Origin of the sequence: Robinsoniella peoriensis, from assembly GCF_000797495.1 — a bacterium.
Taxonomy (GTDB): domain Bacteria; phylum Bacillota; class Clostridia; order Lachnospirales; family Lachnospiraceae; genus Robinsoniella; species Robinsoniella peoriensis.
Window position 1 is genome coordinate 124361 of record NZ_JTGN01000016.1, and the last position, 10273, is coordinate 134633.

Genomic DNA, 10273 nt, shown 5'->3' on the forward strand with positions numbered 1-10273 from the left:
GACTAGAGCGCGTTTTAAAATTGCTTTATGACAGATGTGCGTCACAGTTTGTGGGAGATTTGTCCCGGATGAAGGGCGCGTAGCGGGCTACGTAACCTGAATTCGGGGCAAATATGCCGCAAAGTGGGGCGTGAAGATGGCAGGAATAAATTTTCAAACACGCTCAAGTACATATGACATCATTAACCACTATTACCATATCATGGAATAAAAATTTGTCAACCACGTTAAATTCTTAAGAAATTATGAAAATTTTGGAAGCGGTCTGAAGAGAGGGAAAATGGATATATGGTTAATAAAAAAATCAGTACAAAGCAGCAGTCAGGCGGCGGTGTACTGATTTCGACAGATAAGCATATTTGGTTACTGCAGATAGGTAAGGTATGTACTACAGATAGATAAGGTATATACTACAGATAGATAAGGTATATACTGATGTAAGAATAGGTATGCACTGCTGGTTTTGCTAATTGTTCTTCCATTTTTTACACTGCTCAATCCGGAGTCCGTTGTCTCCTTGGCTTTCATCATAAGCAAACTGGTTCAGAAGGTCACATGGGAATTCTTTGCAGGTCCCGCAATGCTCCTGTTTCTTTGACTCACAGCAATCTTTTACCGGGCAGGCATCCCCCCAGAATGGTTTCTGAATCTGAAGACATCCTGAACAGATGCCATCCTTTTTAAAGGAACAGGCAGAACATAGTATTCCGCATCTTGATTCAATCATGCTGAATTTCTCCTTTCGTATTATAGGGTCAGAACGTTATCTGACTATGAAAGTATTATAGCAGGAGCAACAGGACAACTGTATGTCATGTTGCGGAATAGATGTCATTCATTTTTTTAATAATCTGACAAATTTCATCTCTTATGAAAACGGGTTCAATGACTTCCGCCAGATTTCCAAAGCTTAAGATCCAACTGATCATGTTTTCTTTATTGGCAAAGCCGAATCGGAAAGAGAGACGTCCGTCCTCTGCTACGGAACAACAGTCAATGCCATATTCTTCGATTAGTTTCCATTTTACAGAGGGATGGAATAAGGCGTGAAGCTGATAATGGTCGGGAAAGGCATGTTCAATATCACCCTCGTATTCCGGTAGTTCCCTTGGAAGAAAAGAAGTATCCTCTAGTGTGAGATCCCAAAGGCGGTTTAGTTTGAAGAGCCGCATATCATCTCTTTGCAGACAATATCCCCAGATATACCAGGAAGTCCATTGAAATACAATCAGATAGGGCTCAAGAATACGCCTGCTTTCACCATTGTTTGCATAGTATTGAAAAGAAATGAGCCTGGATTCATCGATTGCTTTTTGAATTAATTCAATTTTGGGAGCAAGGGAACCTTTATAATACGATGCCAGATTAACAAAGATATGGTCGCTGGATGAATATACAGAGCGCTTTTTTATAGATAATTTATCCATAAGCCGGCGGTATTTTCTTGTGCCGGAAACACTGTCCAGTCCCTTCAAACCGGTAAGAATAGACTGCATTTCACGGGAAGTCAGCAGGGTTTTATCAATCTTATATCCTTCAGCGATAGAAATGCCCCCATTGGTTCCCTGGGTAGTAACCAGGGGGATGCCTGCTTTGCAGATATCCTCAATATCCCGGTTAATGGTACGTCTGGATACTTCGAATTTTTCGGCCAGATATGGTGCGGTAACTTTCTCTTTCTGGAGCAGAATGGATAAAATACCGATTAACCTGTCTATTTTCATTTTACTACCTCGTAATATTTTAATAGCCCATGGCTGCTTTAACAATCTCCATCTGTTCTGTGGATGTTAACTTCTCCAATAGGGAAAATGCAACCTGGGCAGCGGTCTGCGGACAATAGGAGGTGATTACATTCCGATCGATTACTACTGGATCATTTACGATTTCTACTTTGAATTGTTCCAGTTGTTTTTGACGGTATCCATCACGGAGATGATAGGTGGTTCCTTTTCGCTCTTTTAAGATACCGCTTTTTCCAAGGGGAAGTGCAGCGACGCAGACAGAAGCGATGGGCTTTTCTTTTTCGTCAAAGCAGCGGATAAGATGTAACAACTTTTCATCATAAGCTTCCTCATAAAACCCAAATTCTTCAAACCCACCGGGGATAGCAAGGGCATCGTAATCATCAGGATCAATTTCATCAATCAGAGTGTCTACAATCACGGGAACACCAAAAGTACTTAAGACTTCTTTTTGAAACCCGCAGGTAGTGACAGTGACATCACATCCGTAATCATTGCGTGCCCATCCTAAAACGTCTATAAATACACTGAATTCCATTGTTTCAAAGCCTTTTGCTAAAAAAAGTAAAGTTTTCATAGAGCCTCCTAAAATAATATTTTGTTCATTATACGACACCAGTGATTTAATTGCAATTGCATTTTCGAATGGATCTTTAAGAATACTGTACAAATGAAGGAAAACTTATAGTATAATCAAAACAGAAAATAAGGAACAAATAAGGAACTAATAATAAGGAACAAATAATGTTAAAACCGGGAGTATCTGGACCGGAAATATAAGGAGTGAATGATGAAAGGAATATTAATAATAGAAGACGATGAAATGCTGAATGCAGGACTGTGCTATAACCTTCAGATGGAAGGGTATGAGGCAGTTCCGGCGTTTGATGCAAATGGGGCGTGGAAACTGATAAATGACAGAGAATTCGCACTGGTGCTGATGGATGTAAATCTGCCGGATGGGGATGGATTTACACTTGGCAGGAAAATCCGGGAGAAAAGCAGTGTACCCATTATATTTTTAACGGCAAATGATATGGATGAGGATATGATAAAAGGGTTTGAGGCAGGGGCGGACGATTATATTACAAAACCTTTTAATATCAAAGTCGTTTTGCAGCGGATTCAGGCGATATTAAGAAGGTGTGAAGGGAAGAAATTATCGGTTATGCACTGCGGGAATCTGGAGATTCATTTTGAAAGGCAGACCGTTTTAAAGCAGGGCAGGCCTCTGGTTTTGACACCGACAGAATTTAAACTGCTGACCAAATTCTGCAGCAACCAGACCCAGGTGCTTACAAGGCAGATTCTGTTGGAAGATCTGTGGGATGCGGATGGAAATTTTGTGGATGAACATACCCTGACAATTAATATCAGCCGTTTGAGATCTAAGATATCAGATGATAAGTATTCCTATATTAAAACCATTTATGGAGTAGGATATCAATGGGTAGTGGAAGAAATCAGGAAAAATAATTAAATCAATGAAGACAGGGGGAATATAAATTGAGTGTGCAAAATTGGATAGTTTTATATGTTCTTACAGTGGGATGCCTGGCCGTGGGAATGATATTTATGTGGTTGGCAATGAGAAAAAGATTTGTGAATTATACCGACCAGATATATCAAAGCATTGAATGCATTTTGAAGGGAGAGGGGGTAGGCGGCTTTGAACTGGATGAGGATACGCTTTCTTCTAAGATTCAGATGATGCTAAAGAGACTTTATGATATTACCTGCGCTTCCGTGGAAGAAAACAGGAATCAAAAGAAAGTTGTCCAGGAGATGGTTTCTGATATATCCCATCAGCTGAAAACGCCAATTGCCAATATTACAATGTATTCAGATACCATTCTGAATCATGAATTAAACCGTGAGGATGAGCACCGGTTTCTTAAGGTGATGCAGGAGCAGATTGAAAAACTGGATTTTTTGGTGCGTTCTCTAATGAAAATGTCCAGGCTGGAAAATAATATGATTGTTTTAAAAAAAGAAAAAGCCTTCGTGATGGATTGTATTATGGAGTCTGTGGATAGTATTGAACTGGCTGCTAAGAAAAAAGAAATAGATATTGAAATACGGGCAGATAAGAAGACAGTGGCTGCTTTTGACCGGAAATGGACAACTGAGGCACTATTTAACATTCTGGATAATGCAGTGAAATATACGCCGGATAAAGGTAAAATCAGGATTACGGTAGAAGAATCTGAGATGTTTACAAAGATTGTCGTGGAAGATACGGGGATTGGGATTGGAAATGATCATATCAATGATATTTTCAAACGGTTTTACCGTGAACCTAAAGTGCATAAAAAGCCTGGAATTGGGATAGGACTGTATTTATCCAGACAGATTATCAGCAGCCAGGGTGGATTTATCAAAGTAAAGTCCAGAGAGGGCGAAGGCAGCAGTTTTGGAGTGTATCTGATTAAAGAGAAGGAATAGTTTCAAAATTGAAACTATTTCTTTTTCTATTGAGAGGGTTTTGAAACAATCCACTGATAAGATTATATTATCCAATCAGGAAACGTCTCATTTAATTGTGACCGGCAATGGAGAAAAGATGATAATTAAGCGGAGGATAATAGGGATGACAGTATTAGAAACAAAAAATCTTACAAAGTATTATGGAGAAGAACCCAATGTTGTACGGGCATTGGATGGTGTAAATTTAAAAATTGAAGAAGGTGCTTTTGCAGCGGTTGTAGGAACTTCCGGAAGCGGTAAATCTACTCTTTTGCATATGCTGGGAGGTCTGGATAAGCCTACGGGAGGTAGTGTCATCGTAGCAGATAAAGATTTATCCCAGATGAACGATGAAAAGCTGACGGTATTTCGCAGAAGGAGAATCGGATTTGTTTTCCAGAATTACAATCTGGTTCCCATCCTGAATGTATATGAAAATATTATTCTTCCAATTCAGCTGGATGGAAACAAAACGGATGAGGAGTATGTTAAGAAAGTAGTAAAGATGCTGGGGTTAGAAGAAAAGCTTACAAATATGCCGAATATGCTTTCCGGGGGACAGCAGCAGAGGGTGGCAATTGCAAGGGCATTGGCAACAAAACCGGCAATTATTCTCGCGGATGAGCCTACCGGTAATCTGGACAGTAAGACAAGTGCAGATGTACTGGGACTTCTAAAATTAACAAGCAGCCAATTTCATCAGACAGTAGTGATGATTACACATAATGAAGAAATTGCCCAGATGGCAGATGTGACAATTCGTATCGAAGATGGTAAAGTTGCAGAAGGCAGGTGGTAAATTTGAAAGAAAAGTGCTTTCAAACTACTAATTCAGGAATAGCGCAAGCCAGCTTGCTCTATTCAGGGGAGGTATAAACATGAAGCTGGAAAAGAACAACAATGGAAAATACATCTGGAACCTGGCTGTAAGCAGTCTTAAAAACAACCGGATGCGCAATATTTTTATTATTCTTACAATTGTTTTGTCTACCACGTTACTTTCTGGGATGCTGTTTTTCATTGCGGCATATTTTACAGGTCAGGACCGGGCTGTAGAAAAAATGCAGCATGTGATATATAAAGATCTGAGTATGGATCAGATAGAAGCGTTAAACAATAATGAAAATATCGAGTATCTGTCACTTAATAAATTCGGCAAAGTGATCTCGGTAGATGATTATTCTTTTTATCCTGTTTATTTTCCGGAAAAACAAGGTCCGATTAAACAGGCGACCGTGAAAGAAGGAACCTTTCCACAGGCGTTAAATGAGGTGGCAGTATTTCCGGGATTTCTAAAAGCAATAGGAAAAGAAAACCGGCTGGGAGAGAATTTTGAAATTACTTTCCTGGATGGAACCACGGAAACCTTTGCTGTAACCGGGCTTTTAGAAGGGGAACCTGCAAATAAAATTTATCCCTTTGCTGTTTCAAAGCAGTATGCAGATCAAGGCAGCAGCATGAAAGAAATTAATTATGATGCACTTGTGAAAATAAAAGATGCAAAATCCATGACAAGTGAAGAGTTTAAAAAGCGGGCTGTTGGTATTGCGGCAGAATGTAAAATTGAACGGCAGAACGTCAGTGATAATACTTATTTCGCAGATACCCTGATGGGTGCAAAAAAAATACAGATTATAGGAACTGCCACGGGAATTGCAATCGGGCTTATCTTTGTCAGCATACTTGTAATTTACAGCGTGTTTTATATTTCGGTAGTTGGGAGAATCCGCCAGTTCGGACAGCTTCGCACAATCGGTATGACGAAAAAACAGATTCGGAATATGGTTACCAGAGAAGGTTGGATATTGAGTGCATTTGCTATTCCGGCAGGTATCGTCATCGGAGTCATTGGAGCTTATTTTCTGAAGGCAGATGGATTCAGCTGGATGAATACTGGGATTATGGGACTATTGACAGTAGCAATTGAACTATTTACCGTTCTGTTCTCCATACGGCGCCCAGCGAAAATAGCAGCAGCCGTTTCTCCGATCGAAGCATCCAGATTCAATGCTTATGAAGGAAGAGTACGAAAGGGGAATACAAAGAAATTAGCAAGAAAGATAACACCTCTTTCCATGGCGAAAATGGGATTCGCCAGAAATCGTAAGAAGTCTACGCTGACGATGATTTCTATGGGAGTAGGGGGAATCCTGTTTATGACAGCATCAATCTATCTGAATTCTTTCAGCCAGGAAGGATACTCAAGGCAAAGTGAGTTTTCTATTGGTGAATATGTAATTTCTTTTTCCAATAATGTGACCCAGACATTGGAGCATGGGTTTAGCGACCTGCAGCTGGATAACCCGATCAATGACAGTCTGATAAGCCGGATTGAACAGATTGACGGTGTTAAGAAGGTATATGCAAATCAAAAAGTTAAGGTACATTATTTAATGAATGGACAGACTTCGGTGGACGGAATTATGACTTTCAACAAATCGGATCTGAAAGAGATGCAGACAGAGATCAAAGAAGGAAGCCTGGATTATGACCGAATGACGGAGAATAATGAGATACTGGTGCAGAATAATGCTTTGCTGAAAGAAATTTTTGGTGCAAATCTAAAGCTTGGAGAAAAACTCGAACTTACTTTCTATAATGGAAGCACGGTAAATGAAACATTTACGGTGGGGGCATTTATGGGTACGGACTTTACGAAGAATATGGACAATTCCATTATCTGGATGACTGAGGATTCCATGCGCAAAATTATGGGAGACATGAACCTGAATTACTTATTAATCGTTTCTACGGATCAGGCAAAAGAAGCAGATATTACTGCTGCACTGGCAGATATTGTGGATGAAGACCAAAGGATCGCTATGGATACTTTGCAGGAAAGAATTGAGGCGGATAAGTTAACTTATGCAAGAATTAGCAGTATGCTGCTGGGAATCTGCTGCTTTATCATTGCATTTAGTCTGATTAATCTGGTAAATACTTTAATTACCAATATCGTTACCAGAAAACAGGAATTTGCAGTGCTGCAGTCCATTGGTATGACAGAACGCCAGTTATCCAGAATGATTCAGTATGAGGGATTTCTGCTGGCAGCTGTTAATTTAGCATTTACATTGGTTTTGGGGACCGGTGCCGGTATTCTGGTAATTAAAGTCATGGATAATATTGGAGTCAACTACATGCACTTTAAGTTCCCGGTATGGTATTTCATAGGTTATGCGGCATTTACCATATTAATACCGTTTATCGTATCCACAGCAGCAATCTATATCTTCCGCAAACAGCCGGTAGTGGAAAGAATTAGGGAAACACAGGAATAAGCAATCCATTGAATACAAATAGAGGTTGTGTTATGATAACAAAAAAAGTATTTCAGCCGCTCCGTGCAGTTTCCACTATGACGGCTGAAATGCAGTTATCAGGAGGTATTAAAGAAGATGTATAGAGAATCAGCCCGGGAGTTATTAACATTTATTGACCGCAGTCCAAGCTGCTACCATGTGATTTCAAATATAAAGGAAATACTGGCGTCGGACGGATATGAAGAATTACAAGAGGGAAGACCGTGGAAGCTGGAGGCAGGCAGGAATTACTTTGTTTCCAGAAACGGATCTTCTCTTATTGCATTTAAGCTGCCAACAAAGGAATTTAGCGGATATCAGATAATATCCAGTCACAGTGATTCGCCCACCTTCAAGGTGAAAGAGCATCCGGAAATTGTAACGGAAAATAAATATGTGAAATTAAATGTAGAAAAATATGGAGGAATGATCTGTTCACCCTGGTTTGACAGACCCCTCTCAGTTGCAGGAAGAATTATGGTGAAAGAAAAGGAAAAGATCTGTACCCGGCTTGTGGATATCGACCGTGATCTGGTAATGATTCCAAATCTCGCGGTACACATGAACCGGGAAGTAAATGAAGGTTATAAATATAATGTACAGGATGACATGCTACCCGTTCTGGGAGATGAGACTGCAAAAGGCTCTTTTCTTCGAATGGTGGCTGAAAATGCCGGGGTTTTGGAAGAATCTGTATTAAGTACGGATTTATTTTTGTATAACAGAGTAAAAGGAAGCTTCTGGGGTGCAAATGAAGAATATATCTCCAGCGGGCGGCTGGATGATCTGCAGTGTGCATTTGCGTCACTTCAGGGATTTCGCAAAGGAAATAGTACGAAAAGTGTGGCGGTGTATTGTGTACTGGACAATGAAGAAGTGGGAAGTGCAACCAAGCAGGGAGCAGCATCCACCTTTCTGGGAGACACCCTGAGAAGAATAAACAAAGGCGCTTTAAGGGATGAGGAAGCATTTTTAATGGCACTGTCCTCCAGTTTCATGATTTCTGCAGACAATGCACATGGTGTTCATCCAAATTATGTAAAGAAATCAGATCCTACGAACCGTCCTTATCTAAATGAAGGAATCGTGATAAAATACAGTGCAAATCAGAAGTATACCACGGATGCGGTCTCAGCAGCAGTTTTTAAAATGATCTGTGAAAGAGCTGAGGTGCCGTATCAGACGTTTGTCAACCGCTCCGACATGATGGGAGGATCAACACTTGGCAATATCTCTAACACTCAGGTTGCATTAAATACGGTTGATGTAGGGCTGGCACAACTTGCAATGCATTCTCCTTATGAGTCAGCCGGTGTAAAAGATACTTTTTATTTCGAAAAAGCAGCAGAAGAATTCTACAGCTCCTGGATTGATGGAACAGGGGATGGGGAGTATTTGATCTGCAGAGAATAATCGGGCTGCGGAACCAACTTCTATAGCGTGTCAGAAAGCAATATTCATACACGCTCTAGAAGTATAATGTATAGATCTCCAATTTAAGGAAATTACTAATACTACAACGTACAGTTTATAGGTGGCTTATGGCTCACTACTCAAAACAAGCTTATGGGTCATTACTTGGACTTGAGACTCCTGCTGGTTTATTATATTTGGGTTTAGCTGATTAGGACGCTTTGTAGGTGTAGGTAATGTACGGAAAGATGGGTGTGGGAAACTGGCATGGGCTACGTCAGCTGGCCGCAGAACTGGTATTTTCTAACCTTTCCAAAGCGCTTTTTGGCGGCACGCGGGCATTCGCTGCGAAATCCTGATGCATTTCGCAGCTCACTGCCCGCTTAGTATCCGATGGGAGCCAGTCGAATACTATCCGCCAAAAAACACTCCGGAAAGGTAAGTAAATGAACTGTACCCTTTGTCAAGGACATTTTAAAAAGTGGGGCACTTTTTTCGCACCTTTACTTCCAAAGTATCCTGCATACAGGTACACCTCTTTAAATGTCATGGTATTCTATGAAATTTTTTAACTATCCGTATTTTTCTGATATAATTGGCATCCAAGTTCTTCCGGTTTTTTGGCTATGACCGGATGCGCAGGTATTTTGGGAACATCCAGTGGATATTCTCCAGTGATGACAAATTTATAAAACTCATTGGGTGCAAGCTTCGCCAGATGCCATTGGTACCGCTGATTATTATAATAAGCCATGTAGTCATCAATGACAGACTGTACCTCTGCAAAGCTTACGCATTCAGCCAGTTTTGCCTTGATATGGTCCTTCATATGCCCAAAGAAACTCTCCTGGGGCGCATTGTCCCAGCAGTTGCCACGCCGGGACATGGACTGGCGCAGCTTCTTGTTATAAAGTATATGAAGAAAACTTTGGCTGGTGTAATGGCACCCCTGATCACTGTGGATGATTGTTTCTGCTTGAAGTGAGATCCCATGATCGGCCACCAGTTTATTGACCGTTTCAAGAACAAAATCCACTTCCAGGGAGTCACTGAGCACATAAGAAAGTATCTGCCTGGTAAAGGCATCCAGGATGGTTGACAGGTAGGCAAAGGATCCGCTATAGGACAGATAAGTGATATCCGTCAACAAGACTATTCTTGGTCCATAACATTCGAACTCACGGTTTAGCAGGTTGTCCGCTACATTGCTGGTCCTTAGTGCCTTTGCCATTCTTTTATATGGATTTGGGCCTCGGTATGGACAGGAGAGGTGGAACTTTTCCATCAGCCTGCGGATTTTTTTCAGGTTCATGATCACCGGCGGGGTCATATGGAGCAGTTCCATAT

12 protein-coding genes and 1 pseudogene are annotated in these 10273 nt (G+C 40.8%); 8 read left to right on the forward strand and 5 right to left on the reverse strand.

Annotated elements, in window-relative coordinates; genetic code table 11:
* The first annotated feature begins 34 nt into the window (after positions 1-34).
* Positions 35-100: a DUF6783 domain-containing protein gene (locus tag QR40_RS33365; protein WP_334291803.1), complete on the forward strand. Its 66-nt coding sequence runs from the start codon at positions 35-37 to the stop codon at positions 98-100.
* Here QR40_RS33365 and QR40_RS33370 read toward each other — a convergent pair.
* Positions 92-157: pseudogene (locus tag QR40_RS33370) on the reverse strand (DUF6783 domain-containing protein); the annotation flags it as partial. The gene QR40_RS33365 and the pseudogene QR40_RS33370 overlap by 9 nt on opposite strands.
* Between QR40_RS33370 and QR40_RS33375 the strand changes: the two are divergent.
* Positions 137-211 (forward strand): hypothetical protein, encoded by a 75-nt coding sequence (locus tag QR40_RS33375; RefSeq protein ID WP_334291804.1) that lies wholly within the window; start codon positions 137-139, stop codon positions 209-211. The pseudogene QR40_RS33370 and the gene QR40_RS33375 overlap by 21 nt on opposite strands.
* A 255-nt stretch (positions 212-466) precedes the next feature.
* Here QR40_RS33375 and QR40_RS25100 read toward each other — a convergent pair whose 3' ends face one another.
* From QR40_RS25100 to QR40_RS25110, 3 genes are all read right to left on the reverse strand, one after another.
* A complete protein-coding gene (locus tag QR40_RS25100; RefSeq protein ID WP_027293016.1) occupies positions 467-727 on the reverse strand; it encodes a DUF3795 domain-containing protein in 261 nt (86 codons plus the stop codon).
* A gap of 85 nt (positions 728-812) precedes the next feature.
* Positions 813-1724, reverse strand: a complete 912-nt coding sequence (locus QR40_RS25105) for a helix-turn-helix transcriptional regulator (protein WP_044297293.1) — start codon at positions 1722-1724, stop codon at positions 813-815.
* A gap of 19 nt (positions 1725-1743) precedes the next feature.
* Positions 1744-2322 carry a DJ-1/PfpI family protein gene (locus QR40_RS25110; protein ID WP_044297295.1) on the reverse strand — a complete coding sequence of 193 codons (579 nt, stop codon included), beginning with the start codon at positions 2320-2322 and terminating at the stop codon, positions 1744-1746.
* 210 nt (positions 2323-2532) lie between these two features.
* Between QR40_RS25110 and QR40_RS25115 the strand changes: the two genes are divergently transcribed.
* From QR40_RS25115 to QR40_RS32720, 6 genes are all read left to right on the forward strand, one after another.
* Positions 2533-3225, forward strand: a complete 693-nt coding sequence (locus tag QR40_RS25115) for a response regulator transcription factor (protein WP_330373894.1) — start codon at positions 2533-2535, stop codon at positions 3223-3225.
* 107 nt (positions 3226-3332) lie between these two features.
* Positions 3333-4190, forward strand: coding sequence for a sensor histidine kinase (locus tag QR40_RS25120; protein WP_160295873.1), 858 nt, complete (start codon positions 3333-3335; stop codon positions 4188-4190).
* A gap of 145 nt (positions 4191-4335) precedes the next feature.
* Entirely contained in the window at positions 4336-5010 is a 675-nt protein-coding gene (locus QR40_RS25125) for an ABC transporter ATP-binding protein (protein WP_044297298.1), read from the forward strand.
* A 79-nt stretch (positions 5011-5089) separates the two neighbouring features.
* The gene (locus QR40_RS25130) at positions 5090-7492 is read left to right on the forward strand and encodes an ABC transporter permease (protein WP_052431051.1); all 2403 of its coding nucleotides are present in this window, start codon (positions 5090-5092) and stop codon (positions 7490-7492) included.
* Between the two features lie 117 nt (positions 7493-7609).
* Complete coding sequence (locus QR40_RS25135) at positions 7610-8926, forward strand: M18 family aminopeptidase (protein WP_044297299.1); 1317 nt, start codon at positions 7610-7612, stop codon at positions 8924-8926.
* 236 nt (positions 8927-9162) lie between these two features.
* Complete coding sequence (locus QR40_RS32720; protein ID WP_276325463.1) at positions 9163-9285, forward strand: hypothetical protein; 123 nt, start codon at positions 9163-9165, stop codon at positions 9283-9285.
* A 209-nt stretch (positions 9286-9494) separates the two neighbouring features.
* On the opposite strand, the gene QR40_RS25140 is transcribed toward QR40_RS32720, so the two are convergent.
* Positions 9495-10273, reverse strand: a 779-nt coding sequence (locus tag QR40_RS25140; RefSeq protein WP_044297300.1) for an IS3 family transposase, incomplete at its 5' end; no start/stop codon positions are given.

What these genes read in the sequence shown, in the direction of transcription:
- QR40_RS25105 (WP_044297293.1), bottom strand. Translation starts at nt 1,724, where the DNA reads ATGAAAATAGACAGGTTAATCGGTATTTTATCCATTCTGCTCCAGAAA.
- QR40_RS25130 (WP_052431051.1), top strand. Translation starts at nt 5,090, where the DNA reads ATGAAGCTGGAAAAGAACAACAATGGAAAATACATCTGGAACCTGGCT.
- QR40_RS25125 (WP_044297298.1), top strand. Translation starts at nt 4,336, where the DNA reads ATGACAGTATTAGAAACAAAAAATCTTACAAAGTATTATGGAGAAGAA.
- QR40_RS32720 (WP_276325463.1), top strand. Translation starts at nt 9,163, where the DNA reads ATGTACGGAAAGATGGGTGTGGGAAACTGGCATGGGCTACGTCAGCTG.
- QR40_RS25115 (WP_330373894.1), top strand. Translation starts at nt 2,533, where the DNA reads ATGATGAAAGGAATATTAATAATAGAAGACGATGAAATGCTGAATGCA.
- QR40_RS25110 (WP_044297295.1), bottom strand. Translation starts at nt 2,322, where the DNA reads ATGAAAACTTTACTTTTTTTAGCAAAAGGCTTTGAAACAATGGAATTC.
- QR40_RS25100 (WP_027293016.1), bottom strand. Translation starts at nt 727, where the DNA reads ATGATTGAATCAAGATGCGGAATACTATGTTCTGCCTGTTCCTTTAAA.
- QR40_RS25135 (WP_044297299.1), top strand. Translation starts at nt 7,610, where the DNA reads ATGTATAGAGAATCAGCCCGGGAGTTATTAACATTTATTGACCGCAGT.
- QR40_RS25120 (WP_160295873.1), top strand. Translation starts at nt 3,333, where the DNA reads ATGAGAAAAAGATTTGTGAATTATACCGACCAGATATATCAAAGCATT.